Source organism: Variovorax monticola (assembly GCF_051216855.1).
Lineage (GTDB): Bacteria > Pseudomonadota > Gammaproteobacteria > Burkholderiales > Burkholderiaceae_C > Variovorax.
The window spans coordinates 162,534-188,674 of sequence record NZ_JBPJZP010000003.1 but is presented as its reverse complement, the minus strand read 5'-3'; the positions used below and the strand labels follow the sequence as shown (position 1 = coordinate 188,674).

24 protein-coding genes are annotated in these 26,141 nt (G+C 68.4%); 15 read left to right on the top strand and 9 right to left on the bottom strand.

Annotated elements, in window-relative coordinates:
- Positions 1–14: 14 nt before the first annotated feature.
- The 4 genes from ACSFA5_RS12005 to ACSFA5_RS11990 are packed head-to-tail and all read left to right on the top strand — an operon-like array spanning position 15 to position 4,290.
- Positions 15–1,652, top strand: a complete 1,638-nt coding sequence (locus tag ACSFA5_RS12005) for a dipeptide ABC transporter ATP-binding protein (RefSeq protein WP_435444755.1) — start codon at positions 15–17, stop codon at positions 1,650–1,652.
- Positions 1,649–2,389: an AzlC family ABC transporter permease gene (locus ACSFA5_RS12000; protein ID WP_435444258.1), complete on the top strand. Its 741-nt coding sequence runs from the start codon at positions 1,649–1,651 to the stop codon at positions 2,387–2,389. The genes ACSFA5_RS12005 and ACSFA5_RS12000 overlap by 4 nt, the downstream gene beginning before the upstream one ends.
- Positions 2,389–2,769 (top strand): AzlD domain-containing protein, encoded by a 381-nt coding sequence (locus tag ACSFA5_RS11995; RefSeq protein ID WP_435444257.1) that lies wholly within the window; start codon positions 2,389–2,391, stop codon positions 2,767–2,769. Before ACSFA5_RS12000 ends, ACSFA5_RS11995 begins: the two co-directional genes overlap by 1 nt.
- A 48-nt stretch (positions 2,770–2,817) precedes the next feature.
- Positions 2,818–4,290 (top strand): amidase, encoded by a 1,473-nt coding sequence (locus tag ACSFA5_RS11990; RefSeq protein WP_435444256.1) that lies wholly within the window; start codon positions 2,818–2,820, stop codon positions 4,288–4,290.
- Positions 4,291–4,326: 36 nt separating this feature from the next.
- On the opposite strand, the gene ACSFA5_RS11985 is transcribed toward ACSFA5_RS11990, so the two are convergent.
- Genes ACSFA5_RS11985 through ACSFA5_RS11965 form a run of 5 tightly spaced genes read right to left on the bottom strand, consistent with a single transcriptional unit; the run spans position 4,327 to position 9,369 of the window.
- Positions 4,327–5,139, bottom strand: a complete 813-nt coding sequence (locus ACSFA5_RS11985; protein WP_435444255.1) for an alpha/beta hydrolase — start codon at positions 5,137–5,139, stop codon at positions 4,327–4,329.
- Between the two features lie 5 nt (positions 5,140–5,144).
- Complete coding sequence (locus tag ACSFA5_RS11980) at positions 5,145–5,984, bottom strand: proteasome-type protease (protein WP_435444254.1); 840 nt, start codon at positions 5,982–5,984, stop codon at positions 5,145–5,147.
- A 28-nt stretch (positions 5,985–6,012) separates the two neighbouring features.
- Positions 6,013–8,670, bottom strand: a complete 2,658-nt coding sequence (gene mutS / locus ACSFA5_RS11975) for a DNA mismatch repair protein MutS (protein WP_435444253.1) — start codon at positions 8,668–8,670, stop codon at positions 6,013–6,015.
- Positions 8,671–8,698: 28 nt separating this feature from the next.
- The gene (locus ACSFA5_RS11970; protein ID WP_435444252.1) at positions 8,699–9,031 is read right to left on the bottom strand and encodes a helix-turn-helix domain-containing protein; all 333 of its coding nucleotides are present in this window, start codon (positions 9,029–9,031) and stop codon (positions 8,699–8,701) included.
- Between the two features lie 2 nt (positions 9,032–9,033).
- Positions 9,034–9,369: a type II toxin-antitoxin system RelE/ParE family toxin gene (locus ACSFA5_RS11965; protein WP_435444251.1), complete on the bottom strand. Its 336-nt coding sequence runs from the start codon at positions 9,367–9,369 to the stop codon at positions 9,034–9,036.
- A 277-nt stretch (positions 9,370–9,646) separates the two neighbouring features.
- Here ACSFA5_RS11965 and ACSFA5_RS11960 point away from each other — a divergent pair, with 277 nt between their 5' ends.
- The 4 genes from ACSFA5_RS11960 to ACSFA5_RS11945 all read left to right on the top strand — a co-directional run bounded on the left by ACSFA5_RS11960 (position 9,647) and on the right by ACSFA5_RS11945 (position 13,369).
- Positions 9,647–10,273: a hypothetical protein gene (locus tag ACSFA5_RS11960; RefSeq protein WP_435444250.1), complete on the top strand. Its 627-nt coding sequence runs from the start codon at positions 9,647–9,649 to the stop codon at positions 10,271–10,273.
- A gap of 48 nt (positions 10,274–10,321) precedes the next feature.
- Entirely contained in the window at positions 10,322–11,299 is a 978-nt protein-coding gene (gene corA / locus ACSFA5_RS11955) for a magnesium/cobalt transporter CorA (RefSeq protein WP_435444249.1), read from the top strand.
- 64 nt (positions 11,300–11,363) lie between these two features.
- Positions 11,364–11,837, top strand: coding sequence for a MarR family winged helix-turn-helix transcriptional regulator (locus ACSFA5_RS11950; protein ID WP_435444248.1), 474 nt, complete (start codon positions 11,364–11,366; stop codon positions 11,835–11,837).
- Entirely contained in the window at positions 11,834–13,369 is a 1,536-nt protein-coding gene (locus tag ACSFA5_RS11945) for a DHA2 family efflux MFS transporter permease subunit (protein WP_435444247.1), read from the top strand. The genes ACSFA5_RS11950 and ACSFA5_RS11945 overlap by 4 nt, the downstream gene beginning before the upstream one ends.
- Positions 13,370–13,503: 134 nt before the next feature.
- Here ACSFA5_RS11945 and ACSFA5_RS11940 read toward each other — a convergent pair whose 3' ends face one another.
- From ACSFA5_RS11940 to ACSFA5_RS11930, 3 genes are all read right to left on the bottom strand, one after another.
- A complete protein-coding gene (locus ACSFA5_RS11940) occupies positions 13,504–14,343 on the bottom strand; it encodes a siderophore-interacting protein (protein ID WP_435444246.1) in 840 nt (279 codons plus the stop codon).
- Between the two features lie 64 nt (positions 14,344–14,407).
- Positions 14,408–14,998: a PadR family transcriptional regulator gene (locus tag ACSFA5_RS11935; protein ID WP_435444245.1), complete on the bottom strand. Its 591-nt coding sequence runs from the start codon at positions 14,996–14,998 to the stop codon at positions 14,408–14,410.
- Between the two features lie 195 nt (positions 14,999–15,193).
- Positions 15,194–16,612, bottom strand: a complete 1,419-nt coding sequence (locus ACSFA5_RS11930) for a cytochrome-c peroxidase (RefSeq protein ID WP_435444244.1) — start codon at positions 16,610–16,612, stop codon at positions 15,194–15,196.
- A gap of 200 nt (positions 16,613–16,812) precedes the next feature.
- On the opposite strand from ACSFA5_RS11930, the gene acpA reads away from it, so the two are divergent.
- A complete protein-coding gene (gene acpA, locus ACSFA5_RS11925) occupies positions 16,813–19,011 on the top strand; it encodes an acid phosphatase (RefSeq protein ID WP_435444243.1) in 2,199 nt (732 codons plus the stop codon).
- A 21-nt stretch (positions 19,012–19,032) separates the two neighbouring features.
- Here acpA and ACSFA5_RS11920 read toward each other — a convergent pair whose 3' ends face one another.
- Positions 19,033–19,926, bottom strand: a complete 894-nt coding sequence (locus ACSFA5_RS11920; RefSeq protein ID WP_435444242.1) for a LysR family transcriptional regulator — start codon at positions 19,924–19,926, stop codon at positions 19,033–19,035.
- A gap of 89 nt (positions 19,927–20,015) precedes the next feature.
- Between ACSFA5_RS11920 and ACSFA5_RS11915 the strand changes: the two genes are divergently transcribed.
- Genes ACSFA5_RS11915 through ACSFA5_RS11890 form a run of 6 tightly spaced genes read left to right on the top strand, consistent with a single transcriptional unit; the run spans position 20,016 to position 26,134 of the window.
- Positions 20,016–21,191 (top strand): CaiB/BaiF CoA transferase family protein, encoded by a 1,176-nt coding sequence (locus ACSFA5_RS11915; RefSeq protein WP_435444241.1) that lies wholly within the window; start codon positions 20,016–20,018, stop codon positions 21,189–21,191.
- A complete protein-coding gene (locus tag ACSFA5_RS11910; RefSeq protein ID WP_435444240.1) occupies positions 21,188–21,697 on the top strand; it encodes a MaoC family dehydratase in 510 nt (169 codons plus the stop codon). Before ACSFA5_RS11915 ends, ACSFA5_RS11910 begins: the two co-directional genes overlap by 4 nt.
- Before the next feature lie 37 nt (positions 21,698–21,734).
- Entirely contained in the window at positions 21,735–22,730 is a 996-nt protein-coding gene (locus ACSFA5_RS11905; RefSeq protein ID WP_435444239.1) for a tripartite tricarboxylate transporter substrate binding protein, read from the top strand.
- 11 nt (positions 22,731–22,741) lie between these two features.
- Complete coding sequence (locus tag ACSFA5_RS11900) at positions 22,742–23,722, top strand: Bug family tripartite tricarboxylate transporter substrate binding protein (protein ID WP_435444238.1); 981 nt, start codon at positions 22,742–22,744, stop codon at positions 23,720–23,722.
- A 10-nt stretch (positions 23,723–23,732) separates the two neighbouring features.
- The gene (locus ACSFA5_RS11895) at positions 23,733–24,980 is read left to right on the top strand and encodes a CaiB/BaiF CoA transferase family protein (RefSeq protein WP_435444237.1); all 1,248 of its coding nucleotides are present in this window, start codon (positions 23,733–23,735) and stop codon (positions 24,978–24,980) included.
- A complete protein-coding gene (locus tag ACSFA5_RS11890; protein ID WP_435444236.1) occupies positions 24,977–26,134 on the top strand; it encodes an acyl-CoA dehydrogenase family protein in 1,158 nt (385 codons plus the stop codon). The genes ACSFA5_RS11895 and ACSFA5_RS11890 overlap by 4 nt, the downstream gene beginning before the upstream one ends.
- Positions 26,135–26,141 lie beyond the last annotated feature (7 nt).

Below are 26,141 nucleotides of genomic sequence, written 5' to 3'. Positions count from 1 at the left end.
TTTTCATGACCGTCATGACCGAATCGAATCCGGGCGCCGCCATCCTCGAAGTGCGCGGCCTGCAGGTGGCGCTGCCCTCCGACGCCGACCGCCCGCACGCCATCGAACACCTTGACCTGCGCATCGAGGCCGGGCGCACGCTGTGCATCGTGGGCGAGTCGGGCTCGGGCAAGTCGGTGCTGGCCACCACCGTGATGGGCCTGCTGGCCAAGGGGCTGGTGCTGAAGGCCGGCGACGTGACGCTGTCGGGCGAGAAGCTGGTCGACAACGGCCGCTTCACCTCCGACAAGCGGCTGCGCCAGTTGCGCGGCACCGGCATGGGCATGGTGTTCCAGGAGCCGATGACCGCGCTGAACCCGGTGCTCACCTGCGGCGAGCAGGTCGACGAGCTGCTGCGCACGCACACCCCGTGGGGCGCGGCGGAGCGCAAGGCGCACACCATCGCCATCTTCGAGCGCGTGCGGCTGCCCGACCCGGCGCGCATTCATGCGAGCTACCCGCACCAGCTCTCGGGCGGGCAGCGCCAGCGCATCGTGATTGCGATGGCCATCATCCTGAAGCCGCGCCTGCTGATCTGCGACGAGCCGACCACCGCGCTGGACGTGACCACGCAGGCCGAGATACTGAAGCTCATCGCCGAGCTGCAGGCCGAGCAGGGCAGCGCGGTGCTCTTCATCACGCACGACATGGGCGTGGTGGCGGAGATCGCCGACGACGTGATGGTGATGCACCGCGGCGCGCTGGTGGAGCAGGGCCCGTGCGCGCAGGTGCTGCACCAGCCGCGCGAGGCCTACACCCGCATGCTGCTGGACGCCGTGCCCGGCATGACGCCGCCGCCCGCGCGCGCGCTGCCCGGCGGCAAGCCGCTGCTGACGGGCACGGGCGTCGGCAAGATCTACACGCGGCGCGACTGGATCGGCCGCGCGAAGCACAACACCGCGCTGCAGGACGCCAGCGTGGCCGTGCACCGCGGCGAAACCGTGGGCGTGGTGGGCGAGTCGGGCTCGGGCAAGTCGACCTTCGCGCGCTGCATGATCCGGTTGATCGCGCCCAGCGCGGGCAGCATCCTGTGGGGCGACGCCGAGGTGCACGACCTGCCCGAAGGCCGGTTGCGGCCGCTGCGCTCGCGCGTGCAGGTGGTGTTCCAGGACCCGAACCGCTCGCTGAACCCGCGGCGCACCGTGGGCTCGTCGATGGTCGAGGGGGCGGTGAACTTCGGCCTGAGCAAGCTGCATGCGCGCCAGACCGCCGAGGAACTGATGGACCGCATCCAGCTGCCGCGCACCGCGCTGGAGCGCTATCCGCACCAGTTCTCGGGCGGCCAGCGCCAGCGCCTGGCCATTGCGCGCGCCATTGCCTGCCAGCCGCAGGTGCTGGTGGCCGACGAAGCGGTGTCGGCGCTCGACGTGTCGGTGCAGGCGCAGATTCTCGATTTGCTGCGCGAGATCCAGCGCGACCTGGGGCTGGGCATTCTGTTCATCACGCACGACCTGCGCGTGGCGGCGCAGCTGTGCGATCGCGTCATCGTGATGAGCCAGGGCCGCATCGTGGAGCAGGGCCCCACGGGCCAGGTGTTCAACGCGCCGGCCAACGACTACACGCGGCGGCTGCTGGCGGCCGCGCCGCGTGCGGAACTCGCGAGCCCACGGTGAGCGTGTGGGGCGCCTGGCGCGCAGCCCTTCGCGACCCGGTGTGGCGCGGCGCTTTCGCCGAAGGGCGGCGCGACATCGCGGGCGCCGCGCTCGGCACCCTGGCCATGGGCCTGGTGGCCGGCGTGGCCATGGCCAAGAGCGGCGTCGGGCTGGGCGTGATCCTGGCGATGTCGCTGCTGGTGTTCGCCAGCGCCTCGCAGCTGGCCTGCCTGCCGCTCATCGCGGCCGGCGCGCCGCTGTGGGTGATCGTGGCGACCGCGTGCGTGCTGAACCTGCGCTTCGTGGTGTTCAGCGTGAACTGGCGGCGCTACTTCGGGCGGCACCGCCGGGTGTCGCGCGTGCTGCTGTCCTACCTGGCGGGCGACCCGGTGTACGCGCAGTTCGTGCACCGGCATCCGCAGCCGTCGTCCGACGGGCGCGCCACGGTGCGCCAGCAGGGCTACTTTCTTGGGCTGGCGCTGACCAACTGGGCGGCGTGGCACATCGCGTCGCTGGCGGGCATCTTCCTGGCCGACGCCATTCCCGCGGCGTGGGGCCTGCGCTTCATCGGCGTGCTCGCCTTGCTGGCGCTGGCCTTGCCGATGCTCACCGACCGCGCGGTGCGCTGCTCGGCGCTGGCCGCAGGCACGGTGGCGCTGGCGACGGCCTCGCTGCCGATGGGGCTCAACGTGGTCGCGGCCATCGCCACCGCCTTCGTGGCCGGCACCTGGGCCGACCGGCGCTGGAGCCCGCGCTGATGCACATCGGGCACATGGGGCACACAGGGCACTTTGGGCACCTGGGGCACGACGCGTACGTGTGGCTGGCCGTGGGCGCGCTGGTGGCGGTGACGGTGCTCACGCGCAGCTTCTTCCTGCTGCCCGACAGCGAGCCGAAGCTGCCCGGCTGGCTGTGGCGCGGCCTGCGCCATGCACCGGTGGCGGCATTGCTGGCGATGGTGGTGCCCGACGTTTTCTTGAGCAACGGGCGCCTGCTGTCCGACTGGCACGACGCGCGGCTCTTTGCAGTGGGCGCCGCATTGGCCTACTACCTGGTCCGGCGAAACGATGTGGCCGGCACGATCCTGGTCGGCACGGGTACGCTGATGCTCTTGCGGCTCGGCTTCGGCTGGCCCTGACACGAACACTTTGGCTGTTAATTTTTTCAAGCGAATGGAGAACACGAGATGACGCTGGCAATGAGCTGGGACGAATGGGCCGCGCACGACGGCATCGGGCTGGCCGAACGCGTGCGCAAGGGCGACGTGACGGCGGCCGAACTGGCGGCGCAGGCCGCCGCCGGCATCGCGAAGGTCAACCCGCAACTCGACGCGGTGGTCGAGGTGTTCGACGACGTGGTCGCCGACCCGCTGAAGGACGGCATGGACCCCGAAGGCGTGTTCGCCGGCCTGCCGTACCTCATGAAGGACCTGGGCCCGACGCTGAAGGGCCGGCTGCAGGAGTTCGGCTCGATGATGATGCAGGGCCACCGCCCGGCGGCCGACAGCTTTCTCACGCAAAAGCTGCGCAAGGCCGGCCTGAACATCGTGGGCCGCAGCACCACGCCCGAGTTCGGCGTGTGCAGCTCGGTGGAAAACGCACTGCACGTCACGCGCAATCCGTGGGACGTCGAATACACCACCTGCGGCTCGTCGGCCGGCACGGCGGCGGCCGTGGCGGCGGGCGTGCTGCCGCTGTCGCATGCCACCGACGGCGGCGGCTCCATCCGCATTCCCGCGGGCGTGAACGGCAACATCGGCCTGAAGGTGTCACGCGGCGTTTTCTCGCTGGCGCCGGGGCTGTCCGATCTGTCGGGGCTGGTGTCCATCCAGGGCTGCCACAGCCGCACCGTGCGCGACACGGCCGCCTTCGTCGACCACTGCCGGGGCGGCGCGCCGGGCGAGTTCATGCCCTTCTGGTCGCCGGCCGAGCCTTACAGCGAACTCATCAGGAAAGACCCGGGCCGCCTGCGCATTGCGCTGTCGCACGAATGGGGCGACTTTCGCGCCACGCCGCATTTCGTGGCCGAGCTGGAGCGCACGGGCAAGTTCCTCGAAGGGCTGGGGCACCATGTGGAGTGGGTGCTGCCCGAGGTGGACTTTCAAACGGCCTTTGCCGCGCAGACCACCTGCTACATCAGCAACTTCGCGCAGGTCATCGACGGCCACCTGCACCGCCTGGGGCTGCAGCGCCCGCCGGCCGAGTTGCTGGAGCCGATCAACATCAAGATCTGGGAAGCCGGGCTGAACACTTCGTACACCGAGCGCTCGAAGATGCAGGCGGTGTTCAACACCACCTCGCGCGCCTTCGGCAACTTCTTCCAGGGCTGGGACATCATCCTCACGCCCATTACCGCGCTGCCCACGCCCAAGGTGGGCACCAGCGAGTACCTCACGACCAGCACGAACGCCTCGGTCTATGACTGGTTCGCCAACCTGTGGCAAAACTTCGCGTACACGCCGCTGTCCAACCTGTGCGGGCTGCCCGGCATCTCGCTGCCGATGGCCGCGCAGGAGAACGGCCTGCCGCTGGGCATCCAGGCGCAGGCGGCGCAGGCGAACGACGGGTTGCTGCTGCAGCTGGCCGCGCAGATCGAGCGGGCGCTGGGGGGCAAGTGGAATGCGGGCGAGCGGCCCGGGGTGCACGTCACGAAGGTGTGACAGGGGCGGCCGGAGTGGCGGCAAGGCCGCCGCGGCTCAGAGCAGGTTGCGCAGCGCGGCCTCGATGGCCGCGGCGGTGGCGAGCGGCTTTTCCATCGGGAACAGGTGGGTGCCGTCCATCATGGCGATGCGGCCCTTGGTGACCTGCTCGGTCATCGCCATGCCCACACGCTTCATCTCGGCCGACTGCCGCCCGCCGATGAAGGCGGCCTTGCACTTGAGCGGGTGCGCGCGCAGCAATGCGCCCAGGTTGTGGGGCAGGGTGTTGTAGATGGCGGTTTCCACATCGCGGTCGAAGCTCAGCTCGCGGCCTTCTTCGCCGCCCTTGTCGCCGTCGAAGGTGCCGTGGTCGATGTAGTCGTGCAGCACCTGCTCGTCCCACTTCGCAAAGGCCTTCTTGCTGCGGAAATGCGCGAACACCGCCTCGCGATGCTCCCAGCTGTTGCGGCGCTTGCGGCTGATGGCACCGGGCGAAATGCTCTTCATGAGCGGCGTGCGCTTGACCATGTTGAGCGTGTTGGCGCGCCAGCCGCCGAGGATGGGCGAGTCGACCAGCACCACGCCGCGTGCCAGTTCCGGATGCCGCGCCGCGCACATCAGGCTCAGGAAGCCGCCCAGCGAGTGGCCGACCAGAAACACCGGGCCGCCCGCGCGCTCGGCACGCAGCCTGGCGAAGTCGGCCAGCTGCTGCACCAGGTGCGGCCAGTTGTCGGTGACGGGGTACTTCGGGTCGTGCCCGAACTTCTCGATGGCGTCGACCTCGAAGCCGCGGGCGCGCAGGCTGTCGAGAACGACGCGGTAGGTGCTGGCGGGAAAGCTGTTGCCGTGCGAAAAAACGACGGGTGGCACGGGGTTCAGATCAGCTTTTCGTCAGGCGTGGAAATCTTGCGCAATGCGCCGTGCCGGGTGGCGGGCATCTTCAGCGGATGCTCGGTGTGGCTGTCGTCCCACACCGGGTCTTCGATGCTGTCGAACACCTCGCGCAGCTTCTGGCCCCAGCTGTTGTGCATCATGCGGTAGTAGGGGTTGTCGGCGTCGATGCAGATCACGCGGTCGGTCTCGAGCTTGTTGGCCTCGTACACCACCAGGTCCAGCGGCAGGCCGACCGACAGGTTCGACTTCATGGTCGAGTCCATCGACACCAGCGCGCACTTGGCGGCTTCGTCGAGCGGGGTGTCGGGGGTGAGCACGCGGTCGAGCACCGGCTTGCCGTACTTCGATTCGCCGACCTGGAAGTAGGGCGTCTCGGTGGTGGCTTCGATGAAGTTGCCGGCCGCGTACACCAGGAACAGGCGCATGCCCTCACCCTTGACCTGCCCGCCGAAGATGAACGACACGTTGAAATCGAGCCCCGCGTGCTTGAGCGCCTCGGCGTCGCGGTCGTACACATGGCGCACCGCCGAGCCCAGCACGCGGGCCGCATCGAACATGCTCTTGGCGTTCCAGATGGTGATGGGCTCGCCCGGCGTGCCGTCTTCGCGGGTTTCGCGCAGTTCTTCGATCTGCAGAATTTCGCGCACCGACTGCGAAATGCTCAGGTTGCCCGAGGACAGCAGCACCATCACGCGGTCGCCCGGCTGCTCGTACACGATCATCTTGCGGAAGGTGCTGATGTGGTCCACGCCCGCATTGGTGCGCGAGTCGGACAGAAACACCAGGCCGGCGTTGAGTTTGATGCCTACGCAATAAGTCATGAGTTCTTCTCGCATGAACAGTGCCCGGTCAGCCGGCAGCCTGTTCGCGTTGGTTCAATTTTTGAAGGGCGTACAAGGCGTCGAGTGCCTCGCGCGGGCTCATGGTGTCGGGGTCGAGCGCAGCCAGGGCGGATTCTACGGCGCTGGCCAGGGGCGTTTCGGCCACCGGCGGCGGTGCGAAAAGGTCGACCTGTGCACGCGTTTGGGCATGCTGCGATTCGAGCGCTTCCAGTGCTTGCCGTGCATGGTTGACCACCGCAGCGGGCATGCCCGCGAGCCGCGCCACCTGGATCCCGTAGCTCTTGCTGGCCGGGCCGGGCTGCATTTCGTGCAAAAACACGATGTCGCGGCCCGCTTCGGTGGCGCTCACGTGCATGTTCACCGCACCGTGGTGGGTGGCCGGGAACTCGGTCAGCTCGAAGTAGTGCGTGGCGAACAGCGTGAAGGCCTTGCTGCGGTCGTGCAGCTGCGCCGCGATGCCCGCGGCCAGCGCCAGGCCGTCGAAGGTGCTGGTGCCGCGGCCGATTTCATCCATCAGCACCAGCGACTGCGCCGTGGCGCTGTGCAATATCTGCGCGGCTTCGGTCATCTCGAGCATGAAGGTCGACTGCGCGTTGGCCAGGTCGTCGGCCGCGCCGATGCGGGTGTGAATGGCGTCGATCGGTCCCAGCCGGCAGGCCGCCGCCGGCACGTGCGAGCCGATGGAGGCCAGCAGCACGATGATCGCCACCTGCCGCATGTAGGTCGATTTGCCGCCCATGTTGGGGCCGGTGATGACCTGCATGCGTTGCTGCGGGCCCAGTTGCGTGTCGTTGGCGATGAAGCCGCCCGACGACTTTTCGGCCAGCCGGGCTTCCACCACCGGGTGGCGGCCCTGCGAAATCTCGATGCAGGGGTGCGACACGAAGACCGGCGCGCGCCAGTGCAGCGTGTGCGAGCGCTCGGCCAGCGCGCACAGCGCGTCGAGCGACGCGATGCCGGCGGCCAGTTGCGTGAGCGCGGGCACCGAGGGCTGCAGCGCGTCGAGCAGCTGTTCGTAGAGCCACTTCTCGCGCGCCAGCGCACGGTCTTGCGCGCTCAGGGCCTTGTCCTCGAAGGCTTTCAGCTCGGGCGTGATGAAGCGCTCGGCGTTCTTCAGCGTCTGGCGGCGGCGGTAGTTGTCGGGCACCTTCGACAGCGCGCTTTGCGTGACCTCGATGTAGAAGCCGTGCACCCGGTTGAACTGCACCCGCAGGTTGCTGATGCCGGTGCGCTCGCGCTCGCTGATTTCGAGCTTGAGCAGAAAGTCGTCGCAGTTGTCGCTGATGGCGCGCAGCTCGTCGAGCTCGGCGTCGTGGCCGGTGGCGATCACGCCGCCGTCGCGCACCAGCGCGGACGGGTCGGGCTTGATGGCGCTCACCAGCAGGTCGGCGCAGCCCGGCGGCGGGGCGAGCCGCTCGGCGATGCCGGCGAGCAGCGGGGCGGACGCGGGAAGCAGAGGCGCCAGCTGCTCGGCCTTGTCGAGCGCCAGGCGCAGCGCCAGCAGTTCGCGCGGGCGCACCTGCCGCAGCGCGATGCGCGCCGCGATGCGTTCCACGTCGCTCGTGTTCTTCAGTTGCTCGCGCAACGTGCGCCAGGGCGCGGCCGTGCCCCCCAGCACCGTGGACTGCAGCGCGCCGATGGCTTCGAGCCGGGCCTGCGCTTCGCTGCGGTCGCGGCGCGGCGACAGCAGCCAGCGCTTCACTAGGCGGCTGCCCATGCCCGTCATGCAGGTGTCGAGCAGCGAGAACATGGTGGGCGAGTCTTCGCCGCGCAGCGTCTGCACCAGCTCGAGGTTGCGCCGCGTGGTGGGCGGCAGCTCGATCAGGTCGCCGTCGCGTTCCACCGTCAGGCGCTGAACGTGCGAGAGCGCGCGGCCCTGGGTGTGCTCGGCGTAGCCCAGCAGCGCGGCGGCCGCGGCATGTGCGTTGCTCAGCGATTCGGCGTTCCACGCGGCCAGGCTGTTGCTGCCCATCTGCTCGCTGAGCTTGCGCTCGCCCAGGCCGCCGTCGAACTGCCACGCGGGGCGGATCGACAGCGTGAACGGGGTGGCGCTGCGCGCGGCCTTCAGGCGTTGCTCGAAGGCGGGCGTGACCTCGGCGCTGTACAGCAGCTCGCTGGGCGCGATGCGCGCGATCCAGGTTTCGAGCGCGTCGGCCGGGCACTCGGCCAGCCGCAGTTCGGCGCCCGTCACGCTGAGCCATGCGAGCCCGCAGAAATTGCGCGTGCCCGCATGCACCGCGAGCAGCAGCGATTCGTTCTTGTCGCTCAGCAGTTCGGAGTCGGTCAGCGTGCCGGGCGTGACCACACGCATCACCTTGCGCTCGACCGGCCTCTTGCTCGCGCCGACCTCGCCCACCTGCTCGCAGATGGCGACCGATTCGCCCAGCTTGATGAGCCGCGCCAGGTAGGTGTCGACCGCATGGAAGGGCACGCCGCACATCAACACCGGCTGGCCGGCAGATTGGCCGCGCTGGGTGAGGGTGATGTCGAGCAGGCGCGCAGCCTTTTCGGCATCGGCCCAGAACAGCTCGTAGAAATCGCCCATCCGGTAAAACAGCAGGGTGTCCGGGTGGTCGGCCTTGAGGCCTAGGTACTGCGCCATCATGGGCGTGTGCCCGGAAAAGTCGCTGGTCGAGGGGGAGGGTTGGGCAGTCGTCGTTTTCACTCGGGCGATTATCGGGGACGGGCGGAGTTCAGCCGATGACCAGCTTGACCGGCTTGCCGATGCGACTGAGCATTTCGACCAGCGTGTCGATGGTGAACTTGGCTGTCTTCTTGTTCACCACATCAGAAACCCGAGGACGGGAGACCATCAGGATGTCGGCCGCTTCGGCTTGCTTCAGGTGATGCTCCGAGATCCAGCTCGACAACTCATCCATGAGTTGCTGTTTCAGCAGACGCGTATCGGTGATCTGCTTTTGCGATGCCGCCTGCAGGCGCTTGGCCTCTGCGGGTGGAAAACCCAACTCGAGGAAGAGGTTGGCGCCGGGCTTGGTGACGTGATTGATTGCTGTGTCGGTTTTCATGGTCAATTTTTCCTCGTCTTGATCACTGCGCGATAGCATGCTTCTGCGATCGCCTTGTCCTGCTGGCTGGTCGCCTGTGTTTTCTTCTGGAAACAATGTAGGACATAGATTGCTTCCTCGAACATGGCCACGTACATCACGCGGTAGATGCCGCTCGGGTCCCTGAGCCGGATTTCCCGCGTGCCGGAACCTACGTCATTGAACGGCTTCCAGTCCGTCGGGTCCTGCCCGGCCTGGACCTTGCCCAATTCGAAACCGGCTGCGCGGCGCGACTCTACGGGAAATGACAGCAGATCGGCATAAGAAGAGCCTACCCAGCGGATTTCTTTTTCGTCCATCCCATGCGCCTGTATGTATAAGATTTTATACGCGAAGGCCGGATGCGCCTTCGCGCAATGGCTTCCCTGATTCCGCATTGTTGGCAAGGCCTGGATGCTTTTGCTTCATGCGGCACGAACTCGATGCAGAAGGCTGTGAACTTTGCGGCATATCGATGCCGATCGATTGGTATGGCCTGCGAGAACCGCGGCAACCCCGCCGACATCCCGGCCATCGACCCGCATCCACCGCTCTAAAATCCGCCGGCGCAACCCCCGCGTGAAGAACAAGGCGCCCATGGCCCAGCTGAACGAATCCCAAGGCCCTGAAGCGGTCGCCACCGCGCTGCCAGACAGCGCCACTGTCTCCGCCGAACTTGCCGCGCTGTACCTGTGCATGCCGCCGGCCCAGCTCGCCGACCTGCGCAAGTCGAAGCGGCCCGACGGGCGCGTGGGCAGCAGCGCCAGCGTGATCCGGCCGGTGGAAGGCGGCGCGGCCGGGGCGCACCAGCCGGTGCGCTACCAGCTCGGCGCGTTGCGCGACTTTGCGAAAGCGAACGCCGCCCCCTCCGCCTTCGACACCGCAGCGAACGCCGGCATGCAAGGCTGGGCGTCCGCCAAGCTGCCGTTCTTCGCCGAGCTCGAACCGCGCGTGAAGCGCGGCCGGCGCGTGATCATCGGTGGCGCGTGGGACCGGGCGGACCCCCTGCGCGAAAAGCGCTTCATGGACCTGGCGCAGGGCCGCATCCGCTTCACGTCGCTCACCGGCTTCGAAGCCGCGACCAGCCTGTGGGCCGACACGGCGAGCCACGCCGCGCTGGCCGACAAGGGCCTGGCCCTGCTCAAGAGCGAGACGCAGGCCATCGAGGCGGCGCTGTCGGACACCGGCGCGCTGGCGGCCAAGTCAGGCGCCGACGCGGCGTGACCGGCCTGCAGGCATTCCCCCAACCCCTGTGAATTTTTCGGAGCTTCCATGCTGATCAACTGCGTGGCCTATGAAAACGGCGCCAAGCTCGCCGACATTTCGGTCGAGGACATCAGCGACTACATCACCCGGCCGGGGTGCTTCGTCTGGGTGGCGCTGAGCGACGCCTCCAACGAAGAGCTGGAAGAGATGCAGAAGGAATTCAACCTGCATCCGCTGGCGGTCGAGGACGCCCACCACGGCCACCAGCGCCCCAAGGTGGAGGAATACGGCGACTCGCTCTTCGTGGTCATGCACCTGGTGGAACCTTCGGCCGAGGGCGAGCACTGCACCAACGTGGGCGAGGTCGACGTGTTCGTCGGCACGAACTACGTGCTGTCGGTGCGCAACCGCAGCAAGCAGGGCTTCCTGGGCGTGCGCGAGCGCTGCGAGCGCGAGCCGGAGCTGCTGCGCAACGGCGCGGGTTTCGTGCTGTACGCGCTGATGGACGCGGTGGTCGACCGCTACTTTCCGGTGATCGATGCGCTCGAGGTCGAGCTGGAAGCCATCGAGCAGCAGATCTTTGGCCAGGGCGGCGCGGCGCGCGACAAGATCAAGCAGCTGTACGACCTGAAGCGGCGCAGCATGATCCTCAAGCGCGCGGTGGCGCCTCTGCTGGAGGCGGCCGGCAAGATGCACGGCGGGCGCGTGCCGCAGATCTGCATGAGCTCGCAGGAATACTTTCGCGACGTGGGCGACCACCTGGGGCGCATCAACGGCTCCATCGACGCCATGCGCGACACCATCGGCACGGCGATCCAGGTGAACCTGTCGATGGTGACCATCGAGGAGAGCGAGGTCACCAAGCGGCTCGCGGCCTGGGCCAGCATCTTCGCGGTGTGCACCGCGTTCGCCGGCATCTGGGGCATGAACTTCGAGAACATGCCGGAGCTGAAATTCCACTACGGCTACCCGGTGGCGCTGGGCCTGATCGTCGCCACCTGCGGTTATCTCTATTACCGGTTCAGGCGCGCCGGCTGGCTGTGAGCGACGGCCCCGCCGGGCCGTTGCTAATGCCAAACTAATAAACATGTAGATAATCCAGTCCCTTATGAAAAGGGACTTCGCCCAGCGTTTCGGCTTTCTGGTCAAGAGCGTCGGCAAGCTTTACATCGAAGAGTTCGACCGCCTGGCGCGCGAACGCATCGGCCTCACCAGCGCCCAGTGCCGCCTGCTCGGCGCGCTGGCCATGCACGGCGACCCGGACGAGGTCGAGCCGCTGTCGCAGACCGAACTGGCGCAGCGGCTCGACCTGACACCGATGGCCGTGGCCGGACTGTGCGACCGCATGGCCGCGGCCGGCTGGATCCGCCGCGAGCCCAGTGCCACCGACCGCCGCGTCAACAAGATCCACCTGGAACCCAGCGCCGAGAAGGCGCTCGACGCCGCGCTGAGCATCAGCGACGGGCTCAATGCGCGCGTGATGTCGGTGCTGACGCAGGCCGAGCGCGCGCAGCTGCTGAACCTGCTGAGCCGGGTACAGGGCAGTCTTGCGGACATCACCGGGGGAGGGCAGAAGCCATGAGCGTCGCCCCCGGAACCACCGTGCCGCACAAAGGGATGATCACCGTCTCGATCATGCTGGCGACCATCATGCAGGCGCTGGACACCACCATCGCCAACGTCGCGCTACCGCACATGCAGGGCAGCCTGCAGGCCTCGCAGGACCAGATCACCTGGGTGCTCACCTCGTACATCGTGGCCTCGGCCATCGCGCTGCCGCTGACCGGGTGGCTGTGCGGCCACTGGGGCCGGCGGCGCGTGTTCATCATCTCGGTCATCGGCTTCACGGTGGCCTCGGCGCTGTGCGGGCTGGCGACCTCGCTGGTCGGCATCGTCGCCGCGCGCCTGCTGCAGGGCGTGTTCGGCGCGGCGCTGGTGCCGCTGTCTCAGGCGGTGCTGCTGGACATCAACCCGCGCGAGAAGGTGGGCCAGGCCATGGCCATCTGGGGCGCGGGCATCATGGTCGGGCCCATCCTCGGGCCGCTGCTGGGCGGCTGGCTCACCGAGAACTTCGACTGGCGCTGGGTGTTCTTCATCAACCTGCCGGTGGGCATCTTCGCGTTCTGGGGCATTGCGCGCTACTTGCCCGAGAGCAGGCCGCAGGGCGAGAAGCTCGACATTTTCGGCTTCGTCACGCTGAGCCTGGCCATCGGCATGCTGCAGCTCTTTCTGGACCGCGGCGAGCAACTCGACTGGTTCGACTCGTGGGAAATCAAGCTCGAGGCGGCTGCCGCGCTGGTGGCCTTCGGCTTCTTCGTGGTCCACACCTGGACCGTGCAGGGCGTGTCGTTCTTCGACCGCGACTTGCTGAAAGACCGCAACTTCGTCACCGGCCTGCTGTTCGCGTTCATCGTCGGCATGATCCTGTTCGCGACCATGGCGCTGCTGCCCAACTTTTTGCAGGGGCTGATGGGCTATCCGGTGATCTACACCGGGGAGGTGACCGCGCCGCGGGGCGTGGGCACGATGATCGCGATGATCATCGTGGGGCGGCTGGTGCAGCGCATCGACGTGCGCGCGATCATGGCGGTGGGCTTCGGGCTCACGGCGTTCTCGCTCTACCAGATGACGCGGCTCACGCTGCAGATGGACAGCTCGCTGATCATCGTCTCGGGTTTCATCCAGGGCCTGGGCATCGGCTTCACCTTCGTGCCGCTGTCGACCGCCACCTTCGCCACGCTGGCGCCGCGTCTGCGCAACCAGGGCACGCCCATCTTCAGCCTGCTGCGCAACATCGGCAGCAGCGTGGGCATCTCGATCGTGCAGGCGCTGCTGACCGAAGGCTCGAGCAAGGCGCACGCGCAGATCGCCGCGACCGTGGCGCCGGGCAACCAGGCGCTGGCGACGCTGCCGCAGATCATGTCGCCCGACACGATCACCGGACTGGCGCTGATCAACGCCGAGGTGACGCGGCAAGGCGCGCTGATCGGCTACCTGGACGACTTCGGAATCATGATGGTCATCACGGTGCTGGCGATTCCGCTGCTGCTGCTGCTGATCAAGAGCCCACGGCGGAATGCGGCGGCATCGGGCCCGGCGGAAGTGCCGCACTGAGCTTGTGTATTTCTCCCTCCCCCGCTGGGGGAGGGCAGGGGTGGGGGAACGGCGGCATCAGCGCAAACGCAGCCCTTGATCGAAAGCCTGCCCCCATCCCGGCCTTCCCCCGGAAGGGGAAGGAGCAAGACCGGTCACTCGTCGTGCGAATCGTGCGTGGCCACCGCACCGCGACGCCAGTAGCCCGAGGCCCGCGTCCACTTCGGGTTCGCGCCGCGCTCGCCGATCAGGTGCGCGCGCAGCGCCTTGGCGACGGCCGACTCGCAACCCACCCACGCGTGGAAGTCGCCGGCCGGCAGCGTCGCCGCCTTCAGCGCATCGACCAGCACGGGGCTCGTGCCCGGCTCGGCGCCGCGGCGGTGCACCCATTGCAGCGTGAGCTCGGCCTGTGTCTCGAACGGCAGTTCGTCGGCCTCGCTGTCGACTTCCGCCAGCACCACCGCGCGCGCACCGGCGGGCAGTTCGGCCAGTCGGCGCGAGATGGCGGGCAGGGCGGTGTCGTCACCGATCAGCAGGTGCCAGTCGAAGCCGGTCGGCACGATGAACGAGCCGCGCGGGCCGCCCACGCCGACGACGTCGCCGGGCCTGGCCCGCTCGGCCCATTGCGTGGCGGGGCCGGCGTCGTGCAGCGCGAAGTCGATCTCCAGCGTGCCGGCTTGCGCGTCGTGGCGGCGCGGCGTGTAGTCGCGCATGGTCGGGCGGCCGCTCGCGGGCCACACCGGACCGTCGGGCCCGGCGGTCGGCAGCGTGAGCGTGCCGGTGGCCGCGTCGGGAAAGAAGATCTTCGCGTGGTCGTCGAAGCCGGGGCTGTTGAAGCCCGCGAGGTCGTCCCCCGTGAGCGTGATGCGGATCAGGTGCGGCGTCACGCGCTCGGCGGTCTTCACCGTGAGCTGGCGAAAACGCAGGTCGTGGCGCACCCGGCGCGGTGTGCGGTCGGGGGCAGTGGAAGCAGATGAGGTACTGAAGTCGGTCATTGCAGAGGTCCTGGGTGAGCAGGGCGGGTTGAGATGGGGGTGAAGGACGTCGGCGGCCGGGCGTTCAGATCTTTTCGATCTGCTGCGCCGCGCTGTCGAGCACGGCCGCGAAGTCGTGCGCCTGCTGTTCGGTCAGCGGCGTGCCGGACAGGCGCATGCGCATGGCGAGCTTGAGGTTCTCGATGGCGCGCGTGACCTGCGGCGGGCGGCCGCCGCGCGGGCCGGCGCCGTCGACGCCGCCGCTCATGCGGGACATCATGGCGTCGGCCGTCTCGCGGTTGGCCGCCAAAAAGTCGCGGCCGCTGTCGGTGATGCTGTAGCGCTTGCGCCCGCCGTTGTCGGCGGTTTCCACGCTGAGGTAGCCCATTTCCTCGAGCAGCGTGAGGGTGGGGTAGACCACGCCGGGGCTCGGCGCGTAGCTGCCGCCGAGGCGGTCTTCGATGGCCTTGATCAGCTCGTACCCGTGGGCCGGCTTGTCGGCGATGAGCTGCAGCAGCACGAAGCGCAGGCCACCGTGGCCGAACACGCGTCCGCCGCCACCGCCGCCGCGTCCGCCACGGTGTTCGCCACGGTGTTCGCGGCCGCCGGAAAGGCCGTCTTCATGTTCGCCGCGTGCGGTGCGGCAGTGGTGATGGGCTGCGTGGAAATGTCGCATGAGGGCATCCTTCTTGATGTGTATCGGAATTATTTTAGATATATCTAAAATAAAGTCAAACCGATACAGTGAAGATGCCTGAAGCAGGAGCCTGCAGGCGATGCATGCCCGGTGCGCGTGCATTCGTGCGAACGTCGTGCTTCGCTGTGTGGCGGGGGCGGATCTGACGCGAGGGTCGATCAGGCGGCTTGCCGCTCAGCTTCGCTGGCGCACTGCAGCGATCGGCGCGTTCTTCTGGTCCGCGTCGGTCAGCGTGCGCAGGAACGTCGCCACGTCGCGGATCTCCGCTTCGGTCAGGGCAGGCTTGTCGCCGCGCTTCTGGCCGAAGGGTGCGTCGGTGTTCAAGTTGGCGTGGTACTGCCGGGGCAGGTCGTCGTACTGCTGCACGATGCCGTTGCGGGTGTGCGCATACCAGCGCTGCGGCGCGGTGTCGCGCTGTGCATAGAAGCGGATGGCTTCCTCCAGCGAGTGCACCACCCCGTTGTGAAAGAAGCTCTGCCGCACCGCCACGTTGCGCAGTGAGGGTGTGCGGAACAGGCCGCAGTATTCGGGGTGGTCCTTCATGTCGGTGCGGTAGGGGCCGCACAGGCCGAGGTCGTGGAACGCGGGGTCGGCATTCGCCTTCAGCGTGCGGTTGCGCGGCACACCCAGCGCAATCAGGCCGAAGTCGGTGAAGAACGGAAACGCGCCGTCCTGCGTGCGTTCGCTGATATGGCAGGAGGCGCAGTTGCCCTTGCCCTCGTCGTTGAACAGCCGAAGCCCGCGCGCCTCAGCCACGCTCAGCTTCGCCTGGCCGCGCAGCACCGCGTCGTACTTGCTGGTGAAGGGATAGAAATCCGTCGGCGACTGCTGGAACACTTCGAGCGCGAGGCCGGCCGCCTTGAAGGCTGCGTCCGGGTTCCGGAACACGTCGTCTCCGAAAGCCTTGCGCAGTTCGCTGGCGTAGGCCGCGCGTTCGAGCTTGGCGGCCACGTCTTGGACCGACGCATTGCCCATCTCGGCCGCCGACAAGAGCGGCATGCCCGCCTGCTCGTGCGTGGAGCCGGCGCGGCCGTCCCACATATGGCCGCCGGTGGGGCCCGCGTCGATGCTGTCGTCGCCGTCGTTGTCGTGGTGGTGTTCGGTGAAGGCGGCCAGCGTTTCCAGGTAGCGCAAGGAGGGTGCCGCGCGCGGGCCTTCCTGCTTGCCGTCCGCGCCACCCAACTGCACCGACAGCGCATTGGGCGGGCCCCAGGCGTGCTGCGGATCGTGGCAGCTCGCGCACGAGGCCTTGCCCGAACCGGAGAGGCTGCCGTCGAAGAAGATGCGCCGGCCGATGTCGGTGAGTTGCGCGGCGCTCGGTTGCGGGTGGCCCGGCACAGGCGCGTAGGTGGCGCCGACGTAGGCGGGCTGCGTCGGCGCCGGCGTTGGCGCGGCCTGCGGCGCCGGTGCGGCGGCAGGCGACGACAAGGACGCATCGGGACCGCAGGCCGCCAGCAGGCCGAAGAGCAGGGCGGTCGCGGCCAGCGGCGCCAGGTGGCGAAGGGAACGGGTCGTCGGGAGCACGTGGAGCAGCGCCAGGAGCGCGATGAGCGGGCGGGCCGCGGGCAGCCAACGAGGATCGGTTTCGCACATGTCAGCGGCGTGACATGCGCAGTAGATTTCTTAGCCCCGAATTAGCAAGAGCCGCGTACGACGAATTGAAACATGGCTGTCATGCGCCCCGCCGAGCATCACGCCGCCCGACCACCGGTCTGGCTCATCCACACCTCATAACACCACACATGATGACCCCCTTCCAACGCAGCAGTGCGCCTGCCCGCGCACGCAGACTCATGCGTCACCTGTCCCCCTGGCCGACAGCCATCGCCGCGGCGGCGCTGGTCGTTGCCTGCGGCGGCGGCGACAACAACGGACCAGGCTTCTTCAGCTTTCCTTCCAGTGGCAGCGGCGGCGGCAGCAGCACGGCGTCGACCACGGGCGTGGTCACCGGCAGCTACTACCGCAACGCCAAAGTCTGCATCGACGCCAACAACAACGGCCGTTGCGACACCGGTGAAGCCAGCACCACCACCGACGCCAACGGCGCGTTCACGCTCGACGGCCAGGGCGCCGTGGTGGCCGAGATCGGCACCGCCAGCAAGCGCTTCGACCCCGCCACCAACACCGAGACCGCCGTCACCCAGCCGCTGGTGTTCCGCGCGCCGGCCGGCGCCAACGGCGTGGTGAACGCCATCACCACCGAGCTCGTCGCGTTGATGGACGCCAATGGCGGCAACCTCGCCGCCGCGCGCACCGCGCTGGCCGCACGCATCGGCGTGAGCGAAGCCCAACTGCTCGCGGACCACAACAAGGTGAGCGACGCGGCCGTGAAGACCGCGCTGCAGAACGAGATCGACCAGTCGCTCGAGCGCATCGCCGAAGCGGTGGCCGAGGCCGGCCCCGGCGGCGACGTGATCGCCGCGCTGCGCAACCGCTTCGCACTCGACCAGATCACCAACGTGGTCGTGATCTACGCGGAAAACCGCGGCTTCGACAACCTGTACGGCCTGTTCCCGGGCGCCAACGGCATTCCGGGCGTGAACCCGAGTTCGTCGACCACCACGCCCGAGCCGCAGAAGGACTTCGATGGCTCGACGCTGCCGACCTTGCCGCCCGTGTGGGGCGGCGTGACGGCCGGCGGCCAGACCACCACTATCACGCAGGCGCAGACCGTGGGCATGCCCAACCGGATGTTCCAGATCGACGCCGATGCGGGCTTCTTCAACACCGGCACGCAGGTGCCGCAGACGGTGATTTCGCGCGACCTGGTGCATCGCTTCTACAACAACCAGATGCAGATCGACGGCGGCAAGAATGACAAGTTCGCCGCCTACTCGGACGCCGGCGGCCTCAGCATGGGCTACTACGACGGCACCAAGATGCAACTGTGGCAGGTGGCGAAGAACTTCACGCTGGCCGACAACTTCTTCATGGGCGCTTTCGGCGGCTCGTTCCTGAACCACCAGTACCTGGTGTGCGCCTGCGCGCCGCAGTACCCGAATGCCGATGCGGCCGCGTCGCCGGCCAAGGGCTCGATCTCGGCCATCGACACCGATGCCAACGGCGCCTTCGTGCGCCTCACGCCCGGTACCAACGCGCCGACGACTGTGCTGAACGGCGCCCCCACGTACGTCAACGACAGCACGCTCACGCCCAAGGATGCCAACGGCAACTTCTACGCCGTGAACACCATGCAGCCGCCGTACCAGCCCAGCAGCAACGCACCGTCGGCCGGCGACACCAGCAAACTGTTCGCAGACCCGACCAAGGCCAACACCTTGCCCCCGCAGACGCAGGCCACCATCGGCGACCTGCTCACCGCCAAGGGCCTGAGCTGGGCCTGGTACGGCGGCGCGTGGAAGGACACCACGGCCATCGCCACGGGCAACCGCGTGTTCCCCGCGGCCGTGCCGCCCGCCGCGCAGACGCCGAACTTCCAGTTCCACCACCAGCCGTTCAACTACTACGCGGCCTTCGACCCGCAGGCCCACCCCGACGCGCGCGCCGCCCACCTGAAGGACTTCGACGCCGACTTCTTGAGCGCCGCCGCCGCCGGCACGCTGCCCGCCGTGAGCTTCTACAAGCCGCAGGGCAACCTGAACCAGCACGCCGGCTATGCCAGCGTGGCCGACGGCGACGCCCATATCGCCAACGTGCTCGCCAAGCTGCAGGCCAGCCCGCAGTGGAAGAACATGCTCGTGGTCGTCACGTACGACGAAAACGGCGGCTTCTACGACCACGCCGCCGTGCCCAAGGGCGACCGCTGGGGCCCTGGCACGCGCATTCCCGCGCTGATCGTTTCGCCGTTCGCGAAGAAGGGCTTCGTCGACAAGACCCAGTACGACACCGCCTCCACGCTGCGCTTCATCACGCACCGCTGGTCGCTGGCGCCGCTGCAGGGCCTGGTCGAGCGCGACACCGCGCTGGTGAAGAACGGCAGCCACCCCATGGGTGACCTGACCGGTGCGCTGAGCTTCGCCGGCAAGACCTGAGCGCCAGCAGGCGCGGCGCTTTCATGTGGGCGGCTGCTCCAGCACACTCTCCTGAAAGCGCTGCGCCGCCGAGGTCTGCCCGCCCGGCGGCAACGCCAGCGCAATGCCGATGGCCGTCTGCGCGCCCGGTCCGGCGAGCTTCTTGAAGACGATGTTGCGCGCCACGTGCCGCGCCGCGACCGAGGGCACCAGCGCCACGCCCAGGCCGCTTTCCACCAGGCTGATGAGCGTCTGCACCTGCACCGCCTCCTGCTGCACGTTCGGAATGAAGCCCGCCTGCTGGCATGCCAGCAGCGCCGCGGCGTGCAGGCCCGGCACCTCCATGGCGCCGTACATCACGAAGGTTTCCTGCGCCAGGTCGGCCAGCGTGAGCCGCCGGCGCCGCGCCAGCGGGTGGTCGATCGACAGCGCCGCCATGAACACGTCGCGCTCCACCGGAAAGATGCGCGCCTTGCATGCCCGCCCGATGGGAAAGCGCACCAGCCCCACGTCGACGTCGCCGCTTTCCACCATCTCGACGATGCGCGCAGTGGTCGATTCGGCCAGCTGCAGGTGCACGCCCGGGTAGCGCGCCCTGAAGCTCGGCAGCACGCGCGGCATCAGCGCATAGGTGGCCGAGCCGACGAAGCCCACGCGCAGCGTGCCGGCCTCGCCGCGTGAGGCGGCCTGCGCGGCCAGCGCGAACTGCTCGGTGTGGAACACCGCGCGCCGCGCGTTCTCCAGAGCGGCAGCCCCGGCCGGCATGAGCTCGGTGCCGCGCCGGTTGCGCACGAACAGCGGCACGCCCACCTGTTCTTCGAGCCGCCGTATGGAGGCCGACAGCGGCGGCTGCGCCATGTGCAGCCGCTCGGCCGCGCGATGGAAGTTGAGCGTTTCGGCCAGGGCGAGAAAGTGGCAAAGCTGGCGTGTGTCCATGATCTCCAAAAGGTATCACAGAGCGGGAATTTGATATTGGACGGCATGGCCTGCGCTTCCCAGAATGGGCGCCAGGAGACAAACAGACGATGCTTCCCTTGCAGGGCGTGAAGGTGCTCGACCTTTCGAGCGTGGTGTTCGGACCGTTGGCGAGCCAGACGCTTGCCGACTACGGTGCCGAGGTGATCAAGATCGAGCCGCCCGAGGGCGACTCCACCCGCCACACCGGCCCGGCCACCGAGGCCGGCATGTCGGCCGTGTTCCTCGGCAGCAACCACAGCAAGAAGAGCGTGGTGCTCGACCTCAAGCGTCCCGCCGCGCGCGAGGCGCTGATGGCGCTGCTGGCCGGTGCCGACGTGTTCATGCACAGCATGCGCCCGCAGAAGCTGGCGGCGCTGGGCATAGACCCCGAGACGCTCATGCAGCGCTTTCCGCGGCTGGTGTACGCCGGCTTGCACGGCTTTGCGCAGGGCGGGCCTTACGCGGGGCGGCCGGCCTACGACGATGTGATCCAGGGCATGTCGGGCCTGTCGGCGCTGATGGCGCAGCAGGGCGGCGAGGCGCGCTACCTGCCCACCATCGCGGCCGACAAGACCTGCGCGCTGGTCGGTGCGCAGGCCATCCTCGCGGCGCTGTTCCAGCGCGAGCGCACGGGGCGCGGCTGCTTCGTGGAGATACCGATGTTCGAGACCATGGTGGCCTTCAACCTTGTGGAGCACATGTACGGGCGGCACTTCGAGCCGCCGCTCGCGCCGGCCGGCTACCCGCGGGTGCTCACGCCGTGGCGGCGTCCGTGGCGCACGGCCGACGGGCACATCTGCATGATGCCGTACACCACCCAGCACTGGCAGCGCTTCTTCACCGAGGTGGGCGAGCCCGCCATGGCCAGCGACCCGCGCTTCGCCGACATGGCGGCGCGCACGCAGCACATCGGCGACCTGCTGGAGCTGGCCGGCAGCTTCGTGGCGAGCGGCACCACGGCCCACTGGCTCGCCACCTGCGAGCGGCTGGAGATCCCGGCCGCGCCCATCGGCCGGCTCGACGATCTGCCCGACGACCCGCACCTGGTGGCGACCGGCTTCTTCACCGAGCTCGAAGACCCCCGCATGGGCTCGATGCGCTTCCCCGGCGTGAGCGTGAAATTCGACGGCGTGCGGCCCCCCGTGCGCATGCCGCCGCGCCTGGGTGAGCACACCCGCGAAAGCCTTGCCGCGGCCGGCTGGTCCGGCGCACAGATCGACAGCCTCATGGAGACCCCGCGATGACCGACTTGCCCCAGTTCTCACCCGAACACCGCGCGCTGCCCCGCCTGGGCCAGGGCTTCGTCTGGCAGGACCTTGCGGTCGGCCAGCGCCTGCGCACCTTCCGCCGCACCGTGACCGAAACCGACCTCGTCAACTTCATCGGCGTGACCGGCATGCTGGAGGCGATCTTCATCGATGCCGACTACGAAGGCAGCGCCATCGCCGGCCGCCCGGTGCCGGCCGCGCTCACCTACACGCTGATCGAGGGCTTCATCCTGCAGACCATGATCCAGGGCACGGGCCTGGCGATGCTGGAGCTGGTGCAGAAGATCCACGCGCCCGTGCTGGTGGGCGACAGCATCGAGGCCGTCGTCGAAGTGACCGGCATCCGCCCGACGTCGAAGGGCGGGCGTGCCATCGTCGATTCGCGCATCGAGGTCTTCAACCAGCACGGCCGCTGTGTCATGCACTACGACGCGCGCCGCCTGCTCGCGGGCCGCGCGGATTTCGCAAGTGGCGCGCACTGATTTCGAACGACACGTAACCACAACGGAGACAAAAGACATGCATGCATCCCGCTTCCCCACGCGGCGTCGGCTGGCGCTCGCCACGGCCGCCGCGCTGCTCGGCCTTGCCGCCCCGGGCGCTTTCGCGCAGGGCGCCGCCTACCCGGCCAAGCCCATCACCATGATCGTGCCGTTCCCGCCGGGCGGCCCGACCGACCTGGTCGCGCGCGTGCTTGCGCAGAAGCTCGGCGAGCAGATGGGGCAGACCGTGCTGGTGGACAACCGCGGTGGCGCCAACGGCAACATCGGCGCGCAGTTGGTGGCCAAGGCCCCGGCCGACGGCTACACCGTGCTCTACAACACCTCGTCGATCACGCTGAGCCCGGCGCTCTACAAGAGCGTGTCGTACGACGTGCAGAAAGACTTCGCTCCCGTGGCGCTGGTGGCCGTGGTGCCGCTCGCGCTCGTCGTGCATCCGTCCATTCCGGCCAACACCGTCAAAGAGTTCGTGGCCTACGCCAAGGCGCATCCGGGCAAGCTCTCGTACGGCTCGGCGGGCAACGGCAACGTCACGCACCTGGGCGCCTTCCAGTTCGTGCAGGCCAACGGCCTGGAGGCCACGCACGTGCCCTACAAGGGCAGCGCGCCGGCCGACGTCGACCTGGTGGGCGGGCAGATCCAGTTCATGACCGACACCGTCAACTCGGTGATGAGCTTCGTGCGCGACAAGCGCATGAAGATGCTGGCCGTGACCACGGCCAGGCGCATGACCTTGTTTCCCGACGTGCCCACGCTGGCCGAGTCGGGCATGCCGGGCTTCGAGGTAGGGGCATGGCAAGGCGTGATGGTGCCCGCGGGCACGCCGCCGGCCGTGGTCGACAAGCTCAACGCCGAGATCGTCAAGGCGCTGAAGTCGCCCGACGTGCGCGACCGCCTGGCGCTGCAGGGCGCCGAGCCGCTGGGCTCCACGCCGCAGGAGTACGGTGCCTACGTGAAGAAGGAACTGGCCCGTTGGGCCGGCGTGGTCAAGGCCACGGGCGTGACGCTCGATTGAAGGCGCCGCACATGACATTTCCCACCAAGCTCATCGCGCCGTTGCTGGCACTGGCGGCCGTGTTCGGCGCGGGCCCCGCAGCGGCGCAGACGGCGGCGGACTTTCCGTCGAAGCCCATCAAGTTCGTCGTGCCGTTCCCGCCCGGCAGCGGCACCGACACCTCGGCGCGCTACTTCAGCCGCAAGCTCACCGAACTCACCGGCCAGCCGGTGGTGGTGGAGAACAAGCCCGGCGCCAACGGTTTCATCGCGGTGAAGGCGGTGCTCTCCGCGCCGGCCGACGGCTACACCGTGTTCGTCGGCAGCAACTCGACGCTGGCGGTGAACGTGGCGCTGTTCAAGTCGCTGCCCTACGACCCGGTGGCCGACCTGGCGCCGCTCACCATGATGATGCGTTCGCCCGCGCTCGTGGTGGTGCCCGGCGACTCCGAATACAAGACGCTGGCCGACCTCATTGCGGGCGCCAGGGCCAGGCCCGGCGTGCTGAACTACGGCGCGGGCTCGGCCGGCTACCAGCTGATGTCCGAGCTGTTCAACGACGCGGCCAAGGTGCACACGGCGCATGTGCCTTTCAAGGGCGCGGGCGAGGCGGTCATCGCGGTGGTCTCGGGCACGGTGAACATGGCCTTCGCCGAGATCACCAGCGTGCAGGAGCTGGCCAGGTCGGGCAAGGTGCATGCGCTTGCCGTGGCGGCCGACAAGCGCATTCCCGCGTTGCCTTCGGTGCCCACCGCCAGCGAGGCCGGCCTGCCGGGCTTCGCGGCCTACACCTGGGTCGGCGCGATGGTTTCTTCGAAGACGCCGAAGGCCGAGACCGACAAGCTGGCAGCCTTGCTGACGAAGATCGAAACCATGCCCGAGACGCGCGAGTTCTACGAACGCATCGGCGCCGAGGTGATGCGCGGCGGGCCCGAGGAAATGCGTGCCTTCCAGGCCGCGGAAATCCAGCTGTGGAAGCGCATTGCGGTCAAGGCCAATGTCGAGCAGCAGTAAGGAAGCGCCGATGAAAAACCCGCACGCACAACCTTCGCCAGGCGCGCTGTCGCACATCCGCGTGCTCGACCTGTCGCGCGTGCTGGCCGGGCCCTGGGCCAGCCAGACGCTGGGCGACCTGGGCGCGGAGGTCATCAAGATCGAGCGGCCCGGGCGCGGCGACGACACGCGCCTGTGGGGGCCGCCCTTCCTGAAAGACCGCGAGGGCGAAGACACGCGCGACTCGGCCTATTACCTCTGCGCCAACCGCAACAAGAAGTCGGTCGCCATCGACTTCACCACCGCTGCGGGCCAGGCGCTGGTGCGAGAGATGGCCCAGCGCTGCGACGTGGTCATCGAGAACTTCAAGGTCGGCAGCCTCGCGCAGTACGGGCTCGACCACGCGTCGCTGCATGCGGTCAACCCGCGGCTGGTGTATTGCTCAATCACCGGCTTCGGCCACACGGGGCCGTATGCGCAGCGAGCGGGCTACGACTTTCTCATGCAGGGCATGGGCGGGCTCATGAGCATCACCGGCCGCGCCGACGGGGAAGAGGGCGCGGGCCCGATGAAGGTGGGCGTGGCGCTGACGGACATCCTCACGGGGCTGTATGCGAGCACCGCCATCCTGGCCGCGCTGCAGTCGCGCGACCTCACGGGCGTGGGCCAGCACATCGACCTGGCGCTGCTCGACGTGCAGGTGGCCTGCCTTGCCAACCAGGGCATGAACCACCTGTACGGCGGATCGCCCGGGCGCATGGGCAACGCGCACCCGAACACCGTGCCGTACCAGGACTTTCCGACGCGAGACGGCTTCATGATTTTGGCCATCGGCAACGACGGGCAGTTCGGCAACTTCTGCCGCGCGGTCGGGCATGCGGAGTGGGCCGACGATGCGCGCTTCAAAACCAACGCCGACCGCATCGCCCACCGCACGGTGCTGATCGCGCTGATGCGCGAGCTCACCGTCACGCGCGGCGCCGCCGAGTGGATCGCGCTGTTCGAGCAGGTGGGCGTGCCCTGCGGGCCCATCAACACCATCGCCGATGTGTTCGAAGATCCGCAGGTGAAGGCGCGCGGCACGCAGATCCGCATGACGCATCCGGTGGCGGGCGAGATTCCGCTCGTGGCCAGTCCGCTGCGCATGTCGCGCACGCCGGTGCAGTACCGCCGGGCGCCGCCGCTGCTGGGCCAGGACACGCGCGACGTGCTGGCCGACGTGATGGGCATGGCGCCGGAGGCGATTGCCGAATTGATTCAACAAGGAGTGGTCGCATGAGCGCGCTGACCTCGCTGTCGATGACCGCGATCCCGCCCGAAGACGAGGCGCTGCGCGCGCCCGTGCGGGCCTTTCTTTCCGATGCGCTCGCCCACGTGCCCGCGCACGTTCGCGCCAAGTCGTGGTCGGGCTATGACGCCGCCTTCAGCCGCGAACTCGGCCGGCGCGGCTGGCTCGGCATCACGCTGCCGAAGGAATACGGCGGCGGCGGGCGCAGCGCCTTCGCGCGCTATGTGCTGGTCGAAGAATTCTTGAACTTCGGCGCGCCCGTCGGTTCGCACTGGATCGCCGACCGCCAGAGCGGGCCGCTCATCCTGAAGTACGGCACCGAGGCGCAAAAGCGCTTCTACCTGCCGCCCATTTGCCGCGGCGAGTCGTTCTTCTGCATCGGCATGAGCGAGCCGAACGCCGGCTCCGACCTGGCCAGCGTGCGCACCCGCGCCGTGCGTACCGCCGAAGGCTTCACGCTGAACGGCCAGAAGATCTGGACCACCAACGCGCACCACTGCCAGTACATGATCGCGCTCGTGCGCACCTCGGGCGACGCACAAGACAGGCAGAAGGGCCTGTCGCAGGTCATCGTCGACCTGGGCCTGCCGGGCGTGACCGTGCGGCCCATCACCGACCTGTCGGGCGACTCGCATTTTTGCGAGGTGTTCTTCGACAACGTGGCGCTCGCACCCGACGCGCTCATCGGCGAAGAGGGCAAGGGCTGGGAGCAGGTGACGGCCGAGCTGGCCTTCGAGCGCAGCGGGCCCGAGCGGCTGTTCTCCAGCATCGTGCTGTTCGACGAGTGGCTGGCCTTCGTGCGCACCGAGGCCGGCCGCACGCCCGCATCGGTGCGGCTGGCCGGCAAGATACTGAGCCAGCTCGCACCGCTGCGCGCCATGTCGCTCGCCGTCACCGAGAAGGTGGCGCAGGGCGGCAGCCCCATCGTGGAGGCCGCGCTCGTCAAGGACCTGGGCACCGCCGTGGAGCAGCTCATTCCCGCGGCCATTGCAGACGACCTGTACGGGCGCGACGGGCAGCACGTTCCGCTCGAACTGCTGCGCACGCTCGACTACGTGACGCAGGTGGCGCCGTCGTTCTCGCTGCGCGGCGGCACGCGCGACATCCTGCGCGGAATGATCGCGCGCGGCCTCGGCCTGCGTTGACACCACA